Here is a 15,593-nt window from a genome sequence, read left to right on the forward strand (position 1 = left end):
TTTTTTGCGATTATTGAGAGATGCTTTCGGCGAAAAGAGCATCAATCTCTTCTGCATAGTTCGATGTGATAATTCCCTTTTCTGTAATGATGCCTGAAATAAGATGATGAGGAGTGACATCAAAGGCGGGATTGAATACCTGAACATCAGGCGGTGCAATGGGGACGCCGTTTAATTCCTTTACTTCCAGCGGGTCGCGCTCTTCAATTGGAATATCTGACCCGTCGCGGGTGGATACATCAAAGGTTGAAAGCGGTGCTGCTACAAAAAACGGAATGTTAAAATGCTTGGCTAGAACAGCAAGACCTAACGTTCCAATCTTATTCGCTGTATCTCCATTACGGGCGATACGGTCAGCTCCAACAATGACAGCAGAAATTTGCTTTTCCTTCATCGTATGGGCTGCCATGTTATCTGTAATGAGCGTCACATCCACGCCGCCTTGCATGAGCTCCCATGTTGTCAGACGAGCGCCTTGAAGAACAGGGCGTGTTTCACATGCATAAATGTGAAGATCAAGATTTTTCTTTTTGGCTAAATAAAAGGGAGCAAGGGCTGTTCCGTACCGGCTCGTTGCGATGGAGCCTGCATTACAAATGGTCATGATACGGTCACCTGATTTAAAGAGCTGAAGTGCATTTTGACCGATTTGTCTGCATGTTTCTTCATCTTCAATTTGAATTTGAATGGCTTCATGGACAAGGTCGGTTTTGGCTGCATTCACTGATGCTGCACGCTGAATGCGCTGAAGCAGCCGGTCTAATGCCCAGGCGAGGTTCACAGCGGTTGGACGAGCACTGTATAAATATTCTTTGATTCGAATGACTTCTTGTTTAAACACATCCATTTCTTCTGTCTCAATGGCTTGCGCACTAAGCGCCAGCCCAAAAGCTGCTGTAATGCCAATCGCAGGCGCTCCGCGTACTTTTAATGACACAATCGCATCATACACATCTTCTTTTGTATATAAATGCTCAAATACGGTTGCGGCCGGTAATTTTTGCTGATTTAAAATGTGAATACGGTTTTCTTCCCATTCGACAGAACGGGGGACTTCAAATTCTTTTGACAAAACCCGTCACTCCTTTACAGATGGCTGGAATAATGCGACGAGATCAGACGCTGTTTCCACTGTATGATATTGTTTGATAAATGTTTTTCCAAGTGTCAGTGCTGCTTTTTTCTGCTGAATCCGTCTAGTTGGTGATGGAATCGCATCAAGATCAGCGGCATGAGCAAGACCGATTGTTCGGCGGACAAGCTCACAGCCGGCAAAGCCTGTCGCTTCTTTTAAAATCCGGTCAAAGGTTGTTTCTAAAAAGCTGTCCGATACACTAAACGCTTCAATGCTGTCCTCTTTCCAAGCTTTTGTGAACACTTCTTTGAAGGTTGCCCATACATTGACGACATGGTCAAAAAGGTGCTGCTGCTCGTGTTCATTCTCGCGAGATAAAGCATTCAGGAACAGATTGGCGATAAAGTGGCCGATATCGAATCCAAAGGGACCGTAAAACGCGAATTCTGGATCAATGATTTTCGTTTCAGTCTCATTTGCAAAAATACTGCCTGTATGAAGATCACCATGAACCAGCGTTTCAGCTGATGTTAGGAAGATACGCTTCAATTCTGCTGCTTTGGCCTGCACTTCAAGATCTTTCCAAAGCGCTTCTGCTGATTCTCTTAATTCTTCTTCGAAGTCATTTGTTTCACTATCAAAGAAAGGGTCTGTGAAGACGAGTTTTTCTGTAATATCACACAGGTCAGGGTTCGTAAATTGCTTCACAAATTGTTTTTTGATTTTAGGATTTGTAGCAAAGTCAGATGTGTAAAAAAGTGTTTTTCCTAAAAATTCTCCAACATGATCAGATAAATGCGGATATTGTTTTCCGGCAATTAGCCCTTTTCTGACGATTTCTAAGTGAGAGAGATCCTCCATGGCTGTCACTGCAAGAGCTGTATCTGAATAATAGACTGCTGGTACGAGATGCGGCGCATATTCTGACTGCTTGATCAGGGCGGCACTTTCAATTCTTGCCCGGTCTAATGTAAGCGGCCAGCTCTCCCCAACCACCTTTGCATAAGGCAGGGCCTGCTTGATGATCAATCCTTTTTCTTGTTTGTGATCATAAATATGAAAGACGTAATTTAAATTCCCGTCACCAATTTCAGTACATGTCAAATGACTGCTTTCTTGGATCAAACCAAGTCTAATTGCGAGTGCAACTGCCGAGCTTTCTGTTAGTTCTTCATATGATGCCGTAAGTGTAACCAATTGCTTCCCCTCCAAATCATATAAAAAAGCCTCTTTCTCCTGAGAGAAAGAGGCTTGATGGTGTGTATGCTCAAAGCCTCTCTTATCTCTCAGCACATACGTCTGATGGAATTAGCACCGTGCCCTATAAGACAATTGTCTTGGCGCGTTACTTGCTGCGCCCCACTTCACAGTGGTATTAACGGTCGGTTGCTGTTGGGGTCAAAAGGCCAAATCCCTCGCCCAACTCTCGATAAGAGAAATCAATATGTAATTGTTTCGTGTCTGTTTGCATTTCTTAATTCAAGATATTATCAGAGCGTTGCTTTACATGTCAATCTTTTTTCAAAATTGCTTTACAATTCATAAAACAATCCATTACAGTGATTGTATTGTCACGTAACTTGAATAGAAGGTGAAGAAATGGAATTCCAGCAATCAGATGTGTTGAAACAATTACCGAAACAATTTTTTGCGTCCCTTGTCCAAAAGGTGCAGAAAAAAGTGCAGGAAGGGGCAGATATCATTAATTTGGGGCAGGGAAATCCTGATCAGCCAACTCCTCCGCACATTGTAAAAGCCATGCAGAAAGCGGTAGCAAACCCTGAAAATCATCAATACTCCTCATTCCGTGGAACAGCGAAATTAAAAAAGGCTGCTGCCGCTTTTTATGAAAGAGAATATGGCGTCACACTTGATCCAAAGACGGAAATTGCGATTTTATTTGGCGGGAAAGCAGGGCTTGTTGAGCTGCCGCAATGCCTGCTGAATCCGGGTGATACGCTTCTTGTCCCTGATCCTGGCTATCCTGATTATTGGTCAGGCGCTGTGCTTGCTGGAGCGCATATGGTAACCATGCCACTTCTTGAAAAAAATGATTTTTTACCTGACTACGATTTGCTGCCTGAGGATGATAAGAAAAAGGCAAAATTAATGTACTTAAATTACCCCAACAATCCGACGGGGGCTACGGCAAGCCGTTCATTTTTTGAAGAAACCGTTACATTTGCGAAAGATCACGAGCTATGTGTAGTCCATGATTTTGCATATGGCGGCATTGGATTTGATGGAGAAAAGCCGCTCAGCTTTCTGCAAGTAGAGGGAGCGAAAGAGACGGGAATAGAAATTTACACATTATCTAAAACGTACAATATGGCAGGGTGGAGAGTAGGATTTGCAGCCGGAAATTCATCTGCTATTGAAGCAATTGAGCTTTATCAGGATCATCTGTTTGTCTCGCTGTTTAAAGCCACTCAAGATGCAGCAGCGGAAGCGCTATTAAGCGATCAAACGTGCGTGCAGGTGCAAAATGATGGATATGAGAAAAGGCGGAATGTGTGGATGGCTGCCTGCAAAGAAATTGGCTGGGAAGTCAGTGCACCAAAGGGTTCATTTTTTGCTTGGTTAAAGGTGCCGGAAGGATATACATCTGAAGCCTTTTCTGACTTATTATTAGAGAAGGCACATGTTGTTGTTGCGCCAGGCAATGGCTTTGGTGCTCACGGTGAAGGGTACGTGAGAGTAGGGCTTCTAACAAGTGAGGAGCGATTACAAGAAGCCGCTCAGCGCATCGCTGCTTTGAAGCTGTTTGAAAAAAAGCCATTGACAACATAAAAAAATGGTGCGATAATTCAGGCAATATTTAAGAAAATTGAATATTCTTATCAAGAGTAGGCAGAGGGACTAGCCCAATGAAGCCCGGCAACCGACTTCCATGAAGCACGGTGCTAATTCTTGCAGCAAGCGCTGAGAGATAAGATTCTTCGGATGAATGACACGAAACAACCTCTTTAAGGCGCTCATGAAGCACTTGAAGAGGTTTTTTTATTGAACATATGCATGACGCAATCGAAAGGGGATTCCTAGTGAGTGAATTACTGGCAACATACGTATTAACACATCGAGAGGATGAACAAATAAATCGAAAAGCGGAGCAGATCGCGCTTGGTTTAACAGTTGGATCATGGACGGATTTGCCGCAGCTCAAAAAGGAGCAGCTTCAAAAGCATAAAGGCCGAGTTGAAAAAGTATTAGAAAAGGCTGTTCCAGCCGAAAATGGCCTTTATCAATCAGAGGTGACCATTGCTTATCCTGAGGCAAACTTTTCAGCTGATTTACCAGCTGTTTTTACGACGATTTTTGGAAAGCTTTCACTAGACGGAAAAGTGAAGCTAGTCGATATCCAATTTTCTGAAGAATTTAAAAAAAGCCTGCCAGGACCTGTATTTGGAATTGATGGCATACGAAAAAAGGTAAATGTGTTTGATCGTCCATTATTGATGAGTATTTTTAAAGGCGTTATCGGCCGTGATATGCAGGATTTAAAAGAGCAGCTCCGCTTACAGGCATTAGGCGGGGTTGACTTCATCAAAGACGATGAAATTTTATTCGAAAGTCCATTAGCCCCTTTTGAAGAGCGAATCAAAGAAGGAAAAGCGATTTTAAAAGAAACCTATGAAGAAACAGGACACCGCACACTGTATGCTGTCAATTTAACGGGCAGAACCTTTGACCTGAAGGATCGAGCGAGAAAGGCCGCTGAACTTGGGGCAGATGCGCTCTTATTCAATGTCTTTGCATACGGCCTTGATGTCATGCAAAGCCTAGCTGAGGACCCAGACATTCCACTGCCGATTATGGCGCATCCCGCTGTGAGTGGTGCTTTGACATCCTCTCCTGAATATGGATTCTCGCATTCTCTTCTTTTAGGCAAATTAAATCGATATGCTGGCGCTGATTTGAGCCTCTTTCCCTCACCTTATGGGTCGGTTGCTCTTTCGAAAAAAGATGCCTTTGGAATCTATGAAGCTTGCGTAAAAGAGGATACGGTTCAAAAAACATTCCCTGTCCCGTCAGCAGGCATTCATCCAGGAATGGTACCAGTATTGATCAAAGATTTTGGAATTGATCATGTGATAAATGCAGGTGGAGGCATTCACGGACATCCGCGGGGAGCCATTGGAGGAGGGAAGGCATTTCGTTCGATCATTGATGCCGTGATACATGAAGAGTCCATCCAAGATAAGGCGGCTTCCTGCCAAGACTTAAAAGCCGCACTTGATCTTTGGGGAAGGGTAGCAGAATAATGAAAAAACCAATTGTATGCTGTGATTTTGATGGAACAATTACAAAAAATGATAATATCATCCGCATCATGAAACAGTTTGCACCAAGTGAATGGACGAAGCTGAAGGATGGTGTCCTGTCAAAGGAAATCACCATTCAAGAAGGCGTCGGGCAGATGTTTCAATTACTGAAAAGTGATCAGAAGGATGCCATTCAATCATTTATTTTAGAGGATACAGAGATTCGAGAAGGATTTAAGCAATTTGTCGATGAGGTAAAAAAATCAGATATTCCTTTCTATGTACTTAGCGGGGGGATGGACTTTTTTGTCTACCCCATCCTCGAAGGCATTGTCGATCGAGACGATATTTATTGCAACCATGCATCATTTGTGGAAGACCATATTCAGATTGAATGGCCGCATGCCTGCGATAAGCAATGTCAAAATGGCTGCGGATGCTGCAAGCCCTCAATCATTCGAAAGCTGACTCATGAGGATGACTTCATCATCATGATCGGAGATTCAGTGACTGATGTGGAGGCGGCGAAGCATGCGGATCTTACGTTTGCGCGCGACTACTTGCTCAATGAATGTCAAGAGCTCGGGCTCGTACACAAGGAATATGACACATTTATTGATCTACAAGCGCAATTTGTTCAAATAAAGGAAGTGAAGGAATGGCAGACGCAAAGAGCAAACGCTGGCAGGAGCTAGCAGACGTTAAACGTGAACTGGCTCAAAGAGATTGGTTTTTCGGAACAAGCGGTAATTTATCAATCAAGGTGTCGGATGATCCAATCACGTTTTTGGTGACGGCAAGCGGCAAAGATAAACGAAAAGAAACAAACGAAGATTTTGTGCTAGTAAATGCGGCAGGCCAGCCCCATGATCCGAACGAGCCGCTTAGACCATCAGCTGAAACACTGCTTCACACGTACGTATATGAACGGACGAAAGCAGGCTGCTGCCTCCATGTCCATACAATCGATAATAATGTGATGTCAGAGCTGTATGGGGATAAGGGAGAGATTCGTTTTAAAGGCAACGAAATCATCAAAGCGCTTGGTTATTGGGAAGAGGATGCAGAAGTGTCGATTCCGATTATTGAAAATCCAGCTCATATTCCGCAGCTTGCAGAGCAATTTGCCAAACATCTGACACTAGAGGCGTCATCTGGTGCTGTACTCATTCGCAATCATGGCATTACGGTCTGGGGAAAAACAGCCTTTGAAGCAAAACGAGTATTAGAAGCATATGAATTTTTATTTAGCTATCACTTAAAATTAGCGCTTTATCAACAGCAGCTTGTAAGATAAAAAGGAGGAAAAACACATGGCGACGATTTTGATTCATAATGAAGAGAACACATTACTTGAAAGCGAGCAAGAGGTAGCATCATATTTGGAAAACCAAGGGGTCATTTATGAGCATTGGGATATTGAAAAGCTGCCAAACCGTTTATCAGAAAAGTATGATTTAACCGATGAGGAAAAGGAAGAGATTTTGACTGTTTTCCAAAAGGAAATCCAAAGTATTTCTGAAAAAAGAGGGTACAAAGCGCAGGATGTCATTTCATTATCTGATGCCACGCCAAATCTTGATGAGCTGCTCCAAAACTTTAAACGTGAGCATCACCATACAGATGACGAAGTACGCTTTATTGTGAGCGGGCACGGAATCTTTGCTATTCAAGGCAAGGATGGCGTCTTTTTTGATGTGAGATTGAATCCAGGTGATTTAATTTCTGTTCCGCCAAACATTCGTCATTACTTTACACTTCAAGAGGATCGCAAAGTGGTCGCAGTTCGCATATTTGTCACAACTGAGGGCTGGGTGCCGATTTACGAGGAAGAAACGGTTTAATGATAGAGCTGATCATTCCGCATGAGGCGGAAGATCAGCTTTTTTTTAGGAAATTAGACATAAAATGAGAAAGAAAATAGTTGATTTTGATCTTCTGCATAGGATAAAATTCTGTTTAATCAATGTGTCAGTCCTGTCCAAATTTGAAGTTTACCCCCAAATTTGATTGGGTAAAAGGTCTTTAGGCTGTAAAAAATTAAATAAAATAAGCATATTTAATTTAATTTACAAATAAAGTATAATTTTGGTGTCGGATCATTTTGAACATAGACAGTCGAAATCATTGCGGGAGCTGAGATCATGAATATTTACGTAAGGAAAGAACAATTGCTGATGTCCATTGATGAGAAGAGAAAACAAATGGTAGAAGCTGCTCAAGTGGAAGGTTACACTGGTGAGAAGACAATTAAATATAGTCAAGAACTGGACAACCTGATGAATGAGTATCAGCATCTTCTTTTTCATGAGAAACAATCTGCCCCCTCCTTTCATGATCTTGTGTCTCAAATGAGTCTTTTATCTGTGAACCGCCCCTCTTATTGACATGAAAAACCGGTCTTGCATAAGCAAAACCGGCTGACATCTTCAGTTATGCTGAGTGAGCAGAAGGAAGCATGATCATGACAGTCGTTCCTTTATTCACTTCGCTATGAATATCAATTGTTCCGCCATACATCGAAATGATTCGTTTACACACGACAAGCCCAAGACCTGTGCCTTTTTCCTTCGATGTAATAAAGGGGAGGAAGATGTGCTTTAACATCTCTTCCGGTATGCCTTCACCTGTATCCTCTACTTTAATGATGACATGTTCTTTTTCAGCTTCGATCACAATCTTCAAATGACCGCCGTTTGGCATCGCTTCTAAAGAGTTCTTTGCTACATTTAAAACAACTTGTTTAATATGATCCTTTGTGCAATACACGCCGACATCTTGAATCGTATTGATTTGCAAATCCACTTCGACATTATAAAGATTTGCCTCAGAGAATACGATCGGCATGATCTCACTTACAATTTCTTTTACAGAGTTATTCTGCCATTTTTCTGCCGTTGGTTTTCCTAATACAAGAAATTCACTGACGATTTGGTTGATCCGTTTAATTTCTTCCTCGATGACAGAAAAATAGAGCTGATCTTCTTCTGAATGATACTTCTTTTGCAATAGCTGGATAAATCCGCTAATCCCTGTTAATGGGTTGCGAATTTCGTGTGCTGTACTTGCTGCGAGTGTTCCGATCAATTCAAGCTTTTGCGCTTCATTTTGATGACGCTCCTGCTGAGTTTGCCGCCTTAACACGATATATTGGACGAGTGTGAATAAAATATTTAATAAAATAAACGCACTGGATAAAGGGATGAGCATCACAGACAGCACTTCACTTGTTGAAGCACGCTGCGGAAAGACCTCCAGCTTCCAGCTGTTTTCATCTAAATATGTAGACACGGTGCTGCCGCCCTCGGGTACTGGCTGTGGACCGCTTGTAAAGACGACATGTCCATTTTGATTCAGCATCTTAAAATGAAGATCAGGGTTCAATACATTCATAATATTTCTTAAATAATCAATTTGAATGGCGGCAATCAGTACATTGGTGACCTCTTCGTTTTCATCGAGAACAGGCACACAAATGGAGAGAATCCGCTGTTTTGTAATTCGGCTCACATAGTTGTCTGTGATCACGGTCTGCTTGGTCACTTGAATGCGTTTAAAGTAATCTCTGAATGATAGGTTAATTTTTTCCTTTAACGGGGTGGTGCTTGCTGTTACATTTCCTTTTTTGTCTAGGAGATACAGACCTGAAAAACGAGGTTCTTGTTTATAGATTTTCTCTAGGATGTTTTGTACTTTTTTCGTCTCAAGCGGCTGGTCAAATCCCATGGCGAGGGAAGTTAATCTCGCTTCTGTTTCACTTATTAAATAATTCATTTGATTTTTGTGAATATTTAACATAAGTGTAGCGGTTTGTTTGTTCTTTAAATCGATTTTTTCAGTTTCTTTTTCGTAGATAAAATAACTAATGATTAGGGTTGGAAGCATGACCAAAATAAGGTAAAGCCTGATCTTCTTCCAAAACCCTTTCAGTATACTCATCATTCATCGCTCCAACGTATTACCTAATAGACTTATTATAGCATTGAACCTATCTTTATTACGATGACTTGTGTGATTTTTAAAAAATTAGGTGATTCGTTCTGGTCTCATTTTCGTGCTAAAGATGGATCAAAATGTTGACATTTTACTTATTGTTTATTAATGTCACATTAGTGGGTTGCATTTCATAAAGGATGATAAAAAATGGAAAATCATAATGTTGAAAAATCATTGAAACTATTTATTGTATTATCACGTGCCTATCGCTCAATTAATCATCACATGAACAAACATATTGTGAAGCACGGGCTGAATCCAACTGAATTTGCTGTGCTAGAATTGCTGTATCATAAAGGTGATCAGCCGCTTCAGCAAATCGGTGATAAGATTTTACTTGCAAGCGGCAGCATCACGTATGTGGTTGATAAATTGGAGAAGAAAGAACTCCTCAGCCGCAAGGCTTGTGCAGAAGACCGCAGGGTGACATTTGCGCATATTACCAAGCAGGGACGAGCTTTGCTTGATGACATCTTCCCAGATCATGCGAAAGAAATTCATGAGATGATCAGTGTCCTCAGCGAAGAAGAGAAAGATGCCTGCATCGATATGCTCAAACATGTAGGGCTGCGTGCAAAGCATTTATATGATCATCAAGAATAAATAAAAAGGAAGCCGCTGGCTTCCTTTTCAGCGCGCAGGCAATCCCTCGCATTCAGTTGTCTGTCCTGCGTGCCGGTGCTCGTTCCTAGACTGCAAAGGTATTCTATCACGCTGAAAAGAAGACAAAGGGCTAAAATAGAGATCATTTTAGCCCTTTGTCAACAATCTGTAAAGAAGCCGCTGGCTTCTTTTTTTATTTCGCTTTTTTCTCAATCGGTAAAATGAGTACTTCTACACGCCGGTTTTTACTTCTGCCTTCTGCTGTATCGTTTGAGGCAATCGGTTTGAATTCGCCGTATCCTTTTGTACTAAAGTTCTCTTGGTTTAGATTGCTGTTTTCAAGAAGAATATTTAAAAAGTTCACAGCGCGAATGGCGCTTAAATACCAGTTTGATTCAAATTCTGAATTTCTGATCGGTACATTATCTGTATGTCCGCTAATGACAATGTCACGAGCAGGATTAATGACGAGCAGTTTTGAGATTTCTTTTGCTAACGGGACATCCTGAGGGCGAATAACTGCCCGTCCAGAGTCAAAGAAGATACTGTCCTCAATCGTAATGAGAAGACCTTCATCTGTAAGCTTTGTTTCGAGCTTTGAACCAAGTTTTTTATTTGCAATGAATGAATCGACCTGCTTTTTGACCTTTGTGAGAACCGCTTGGTCCCTAGCCTTTGCTTTGGCTTCTTCATCTTTCTCTTCCTCGGCTGCTTTCTTGACTTGGTTGCTGTTTTCAGTTTCTTCCGTGCTTTGCATGCTGGATTGATCCATAACACCAGTACCGCCAGTAAAAACTACATTAAAAGACTTAGCCATCTGTTCATATTTTGCCGCATCAATTGAACTAGATGCAAAGAGCACAATGAAGAGGGCGAGAAGAAGCGTTAGTAGATCGGCATAAGGGATAAGCCAAGATTCATCTACATGGTCTTCATGATCATGGTTTTTACGTTTCCTAGCCATTTTGATTTTCTCCTTCTTCAATGACAAGATTTGCACGTTCTTTTGCTGGTAAGTACATAAGAAGTTTTTGTTCAATGACTTTTGGAGATTGACCTTCGAGAACAGAAAGAATACCTTCGATCATAATCAGACGAAGCTTTACTTCTTCCTTTGATTTACGCTTCAGTTTGTTGGCAAATGGATGCCATAACACATATCCGGTAAAAATCCCAAGCAGTGTTGCGACGAAGGCAGCACTGATCGCATGTCCAAGTGCTTCAATATCTCCCATGTTGGCAAGTGCGGCAATAAGTCCGACAACGGCGCCAAGTACCCCTAGCGTCGGAGCGTATGTACCAGCTTGTGTAAAGATTAATGCACCTGACTGATGTCGTTCAGACATGGCGTCAACTTCTTCTGTTAAGACGTCTCGAATAAATTCAGCACTTTGACCGTCAACTGCCATGCTTAACCCGTTCTTTAGAAAATCATCATCGACTTCCTCAAGACTTGCTTCTAATGCCAAAAGACCTTCACGACGCGCAATTTGTGCCCAGTTTGAAAATAGAGGGATCATTTCTTGAATCGTTGGAAGCTGGCTGTCTTTGAAAATTTTGCCGAACAATTTTGGTGTTTTCTTAATTTCACTAGAAGGGAATGCGATGACAACAGCTGCAACCGTCCCAACAATGATGATTAATATAGCCGCCGGGTTGAGAAGAGCAGTTAGACTCACACCTTTCAAAACCATACCGACACCTAGTGCAATAAATGCTAAAATAATACCAATTAACGATGTTTTGTCCATTATCTCACCAAATCCTTTAACTATCTTTTTCTATAGTTAATATCGGTGTGTTCCAGAAGGGTTTTAGTCAGAATATAAAATTAAGACACTTTCTGTGAAGAATTTTTGACGAAAGCGCTTTCTATCTGCATAAAAAGAAAACTCCCTCTCATATAAAGGGAGTCTCCATTTAATCGTTTTGAGCGGGTTCATCTAAATGAAGCAGCTCTTTTAATTTTTCTTCATACATGATTTTAACAAGATCGTAGCTCCAATTCATCATGTGATCCACCTCTTTTTCTTTTATCGTAAAGGAAAAGAGGCGGGGGAGCGTCGTCGTTCAGATGGAACTTAGACGCCGCAACATGATGGAGATGCATATCATCCTGAAGATGTAGTTATCCTTTTTTTACGACGATTTCGTCATGTTCAACATCCACAGTAAATCCAGAAAGCTGCTCCTCTTCAAGCAGGATCTCCGTCATTTGGTCTTCAACGTGCTCTTGGATGGTTCTTCGAAGTGGACGAGCACCAAATGCAGGGTGATATCCAAGCTCTGCGATTTTTTCTTTCGCTTCATTTGTGACATGGACTGTTAAATTCTGCTCTTTTAATTGCTCTGACAGCTCATTGAGCAGAAGATCAACAATCTTCACTAAATCATCTCTGTCTAATGATTCAAACTGAATGATGCTGTCAAAACGGTTCAAAAATTCTGGTTTGAAGTAGCTGCTTAGTGAATCAATGAGTGATTGTTCCTCAATCGCTTCTTCCTGATCAGACTGAAAGCCGACCTTGACCGTTTTATCTGCGCTGCCTGCGTTACTTGTCATGATGATGACTGTATCTTTAAAGCTGACCGTTCTGCCTTGGCTGTCTGTTAAGCGGCCATCTTCCATGATTTGCAGGAACATGTGCTGTACATCTGGGTGTGCTTTTTCGATTTCATCCAGCAAAATGATGCTGTATGGTTTTCTGCGCACTTTTTCAGTCAGCTGGCCAGCTTCATCATGTCCAACGTAACCAGGAGGAGAACCGATGAGTTTGGACACAGAGTGTTTTTCCATGTACTCACTCATATCTAAACGAATGATCGCATCTCTTGAACCGAATAATTCTTCAGCTAACGTTTTAGACAATTCGGTTTTCCCGACACCTGTTGGTCCAACGAAAAGGAAGGAGCCTGTTGGTCTATGTTTCGATTTTAAACCAGCTCTGCTTCTTTTCACGGCTTTCGCCACTTTATCAACCGCATGTTCCTGTCCAATCACTCGTGCTTTTAGACGGACGTCAATTTCTTTCATTTTGGTTTGTTCGTCTGCTTGGAGTTTCCCGACAGGAATGCCTGTTTTTTGTTCCACAATGGCCTGAATGTCCTCTGCTGTAACGATATGCTCTTTTTCAGTTGTTTTGTTTTGAAGTCTTGCTTCAATGGCTTCTTCTTCATCGCGAAGCTTCGCTGCTTTTTCATATTGTTCTTCTTTTAGCGCAGCTTGTTTTTCTGCGGCAATTTGCGCTAGTCGGTTTGTCAGCTGATCTTCACTTGCTGCATCAATGGAGAGGTTCGCTTTTGAACCAGCTTCATCCATTAAATCAATGGCTTTATCCGGCAAATGACGGTCTTGAATATACCGCGAAGATAATTGAACGCACGCTTTGATTGCTTCATCTGAATAGGTGACACCATGATAGGCCTCGTATTTATCTTGAATGCCTTTTAAGATGTCGATTGCTTCATCTTGTGTTGGCTCATCTACGATAACGGGCTGGAAGCGCCGTTCGAGTGCAGCATCTTTTTCAATTTGGCGATATTCTTTTAATGTCGTCGCACCTACTAGCTGCAGCTCGCCTCTTGCAAGGGCTGGTTTTAAAATGTTTCCAGCATCCATTGATCCTTCTGCAGATCCTGCGCCCACAAGAAGGTGGATTTCATCTACAAATAAGATGATATTTTTACGGCTTTGCAGTTCTTTGATTAACTGCTTCATTCTTTCCTCAAATTGACCGCGTACACCTGTGTTTGCGACAAGTGAGGAGACATCTAATAAATAGATTTGTTTGTTCTTTAATTTATTTGGCACATCGCCGCTCGCAATTTTGAGCGCGAGTCCTTCTGCGATCGCTGTTTTCCCAACACCTGGTTCACCAATAAGAACAGGGTTATTTTTATTTCTTCTATTTAAAATCTCAATGACTCTTGCGACTTCTTCATCTCGGCCAATGACTGGATCAATTAAACCAGCATTTGCTCCATCTGTTAAGTTACGGCCAAGCTCATCGAGTAAGCCTTTTTGCTTTGGCTGCTCCATGTTTGGGGCATGACTTGCTGCCTGAGAGAAGAATGAACTTCCTCCAAAAAGCTGAGGTCCCATTTTCATTTTTGACTGCTCCATCAAAGAGGTATAGCAGTCTTCACATAAAACCATTTGGCTCCGGGACGAATTTACTTGCATATTCAGGCGAATAGTTGCTTCATTTACTTGACAATGTTGACAACGCATTTGCCATGACCTCCTTAAAATAAAGTTTGACTTTATTTGACCAATGAATGTTAAAGAAAATGGTCTATTGTTTGACCATCTTTGACTATAGTATACTCTGACCTATTTTGACTTTCAACTGTTTTGCTCAAAGGGGAATAAAAACCCTTTTTTGCATTTAATCATGGTTTGTCCTTCTTTTCAAGGAACTTGTCTCATAGGATAAAAAAGAGACAATCGAAAGTGATGGGTGCGGAGGGGTCACATGAAACGTTCAAATGAATCCGCTTTTCAGCTTGCCTTTGTTTATGTAGGAACAGTGGTTGGAGCTGGGTTTGCGACAGGGAAAGAAATCGTAGAATTTTTTGTTCGTTTTGGCTGGATTGGACTATTAGGAATCCTGATTAGCGGTGTTATTTTTACTGGCCTTGGGGCAAAAATGATGCTGATTTCGAAACGAATCGAAGCAGAATCTTATCAAGATATGAACCGTTTTTTATTTGGCGCAGCTGCGAGTCGATATATTAATATTGTCATGTTTTTTATTTTACTTGGTGTCACCTCAGTCATGATTTCAGGCGCAGGGGCTATTTTTGAAGAACAGCTTGGCATATCGAAGGAATATGGGGTCTTTTTGACGATCATTCTGAGCGTCATTGTACTATTTAAAGGTTCAAAAGGGCTATTTGGAGTCAACGTCCTTGTCGTTCCAATGCTGATTTTCTTTTCAATGATCGTGTTTCTTGATTCATTTGTGTTTAGCAGCAGTGAAAGTTATGTTCTTGCGCTGCAAATGGGTGAGGGCGAGTGGATATTATCAGCCGTGTCATATGGTGCCTTTAATTTAGCACTGTCACAGGCAGTGTTAGTACCCGTCGCAAATGAAATGACCTCTGAAGCAGTCATTAAAAAGGGAGCGGTGCTTGGGGGCGTCATGCTGACACTCATTTTGCTTGCTTGCTTCTTATCTCTTTCTTCATTAGATATGCTGGAGGCGTTTGATATTCCAATGGCCCAGGTAGTGTATCAAGTCGCAAACTCCATTCATCTCATTTATTTATTTGTCATCTTCGGTGAAGTTTTTACATCCGTCATAGGCAATTTATACGGGCTGGAGAGACAAGTGAGGGCATATATCCGAATGAACAGCATCTTTACGATATCCCTTATTCTCATATGCTGCTATGTGATTAGTAAAATTGGTTACGGTACACTGATTTCAACGGTTTATCCGGTTTTTGGCTATGTCAGCATCTTTTTTATCCTCTTTCTTTGTCTAAAAAAAGTGCCTGCCCCGCTAGATAAGTAAAGAAGGGATAGCCTGCATGAAAAATATGTGGTACACTATCCTCTGTGAAAATTGAACAAAAATCCGTGAAGACGGGAGAGGTTCTAGCAAAACCCTCTATAAAAAACTAAGGACTTGCCGTATCCTTGGATGTGGCAT

General features: G+C 41.6%; 14 protein-coding genes and 3 riboswitches. Of the genes, 8 read left to right on the plus strand and 6 right to left on the minus strand.

Annotation, left to right across the window (positions count from 1 at the left end):
• Positions 1 to 10: 10 nt before the first annotated feature.
• Together mtnA and mtnK are read right to left on the minus strand one after the other, a co-directional pair.
• Positions 11 to 1,072 (minus strand): S-methyl-5-thioribose-1-phosphate isomerase, encoded by a 1,062-nt coding sequence (gene mtnA, locus AAYR28_RS06375; RefSeq protein ID WP_098677351.1) that lies wholly within the window; start codon positions 1,070 to 1,072, stop codon positions 11 to 13.
• Positions 1,073 to 1,078: 6 nt separating this feature from the next.
• Complete coding sequence (gene mtnK, locus AAYR28_RS06380) at positions 1,079 to 2,272, minus strand: S-methyl-5-thioribose kinase (protein WP_098677367.1); 1,194 nt, start codon at positions 2,270 to 2,272, stop codon at positions 1,079 to 1,081.
• Between the two features lie 80 nt (positions 2,273 to 2,352).
• A riboswitch (SAM riboswitch) is annotated at positions 2,353 to 2,510 on the minus strand.
• Between the two features lie 164 nt (positions 2,511 to 2,674).
• On the opposite strand from mtnK, the gene AAYR28_RS06385 reads away from it, so the two are divergent.
• From AAYR28_RS06385 to AAYR28_RS06410, 6 genes are all read left to right on the plus strand, one after another.
• Positions 2,675 to 3,865, plus strand: coding sequence for a pyridoxal phosphate-dependent aminotransferase (locus tag AAYR28_RS06385; protein ID WP_345808955.1), 1,191 nt, complete (start codon positions 2,675 to 2,677; stop codon positions 3,863 to 3,865).
• A 44-nt stretch (positions 3,866 to 3,909) separates the two neighbouring features.
• Positions 3,910 to 4,011: riboswitch (SAM riboswitch) on the plus strand.
• A 105-nt stretch (positions 4,012 to 4,116) separates the two neighbouring features.
• Positions 4,117 to 5,337, plus strand: a complete 1,221-nt coding sequence (gene mtnW, locus AAYR28_RS06390; protein ID WP_034281533.1) for a 2,3-diketo-5-methylthiopentyl-1-phosphate enolase — start codon at positions 4,117 to 4,119, stop codon at positions 5,335 to 5,337.
• Positions 5,337 to 6,032, plus strand: coding sequence for a 2-hydroxy-3-keto-5-methylthiopentenyl-1-phosphate phosphatase (locus AAYR28_RS06395; RefSeq protein WP_034281534.1), 696 nt, complete (start codon positions 5,337 to 5,339; stop codon positions 6,030 to 6,032). Before mtnW ends, AAYR28_RS06395 begins: the two co-directional genes overlap by 1 nt.
• Positions 5,996 to 6,634, plus strand: coding sequence for a methylthioribulose 1-phosphate dehydratase (locus AAYR28_RS06400; RefSeq protein WP_034281536.1), 639 nt, complete (start codon positions 5,996 to 5,998; stop codon positions 6,632 to 6,634). Before AAYR28_RS06395 ends, AAYR28_RS06400 begins: the two co-directional genes overlap by 37 nt.
• Before the next feature lie 16 nt (positions 6,635 to 6,650).
• Positions 6,651 to 7,181 (plus strand): 1,2-dihydroxy-3-keto-5-methylthiopentene dioxygenase, encoded by a 531-nt coding sequence (locus AAYR28_RS06405; protein WP_034281537.1) that lies wholly within the window; start codon positions 6,651 to 6,653, stop codon positions 7,179 to 7,181.
• Positions 7,182 to 7,481: 300 nt separating this feature from the next.
• A complete protein-coding gene (locus AAYR28_RS06410; RefSeq protein WP_024424676.1) occupies positions 7,482 to 7,724 on the plus strand; it encodes an aspartyl-phosphate phosphatase Spo0E family protein in 243 nt (80 codons plus the stop codon).
• 46 nt (positions 7,725 to 7,770) lie between these two features.
• Here AAYR28_RS06410 and AAYR28_RS06415 read toward each other — a convergent pair whose 3' ends face one another.
• A complete protein-coding gene (locus AAYR28_RS06415; RefSeq protein ID WP_034281538.1) occupies positions 7,771 to 9,276 on the minus strand; it encodes an ATP-binding protein in 1,506 nt (501 codons plus the stop codon).
• Positions 9,277 to 9,480: 204 nt separating this feature from the next.
• On the opposite strand from AAYR28_RS06415, the gene AAYR28_RS06420 reads away from it, so the two are divergent.
• Positions 9,481 to 9,936: a MarR family winged helix-turn-helix transcriptional regulator gene (locus AAYR28_RS06420; protein ID WP_034281539.1), complete on the plus strand. Its 456-nt coding sequence runs from the start codon at positions 9,481 to 9,483 to the stop codon at positions 9,934 to 9,936.
• A gap of 193 nt (positions 9,937 to 10,129) precedes the next feature.
• Here AAYR28_RS06420 and motB read toward each other — a convergent pair whose 3' ends face one another.
• The 3 genes from motB to AAYR28_RS06435 all read right to left on the minus strand — a co-directional run bounded on the left by motB (position 10,130) and on the right by AAYR28_RS06435 (position 14,167).
• Positions 10,130 to 10,900: a flagellar motor protein MotB gene (gene motB, locus AAYR28_RS06425; protein ID WP_034281540.1), complete on the minus strand. Its 771-nt coding sequence runs from the start codon at positions 10,898 to 10,900 to the stop codon at positions 10,130 to 10,132.
• Entirely contained in the window at positions 10,893 to 11,687 is a 795-nt protein-coding gene (gene motA / locus AAYR28_RS06430) for a flagellar motor stator protein MotA (protein WP_024424680.1), read from the minus strand. Before motA ends, motB begins: the two co-directional genes overlap by 8 nt.
• A 377-nt stretch (positions 11,688 to 12,064) precedes the next feature.
• Positions 12,065 to 14,167, minus strand: coding sequence for an ATP-dependent Clp protease ATP-binding subunit (locus tag AAYR28_RS06435; protein WP_120207160.1), 2,103 nt, complete (start codon positions 14,165 to 14,167; stop codon positions 12,065 to 12,067).
• Between the two features lie 244 nt (positions 14,168 to 14,411).
• Between AAYR28_RS06435 and AAYR28_RS06440 the strand changes: the two genes are divergently transcribed.
• Entirely contained in the window at positions 14,412 to 15,455 is a 1,044-nt protein-coding gene (locus AAYR28_RS06440; protein ID WP_081124314.1) for a YkvI family membrane protein, read from the plus strand.
• A 71-nt stretch (positions 15,456 to 15,526) separates the two neighbouring features.
• A riboswitch (PreQ1 riboswitch) is annotated at positions 15,527 to 15,571 on the plus strand.
• Positions 15,572 to 15,593: the final 22 nt, after the last annotated feature.

It is taken from the genome of Bacillus safensis (assembly GCF_039619585.1).
Classification (GTDB): domain Bacteria; phylum Bacillota; class Bacilli; order Bacillales; family Bacillaceae; genus Bacillus; species Bacillus safensis.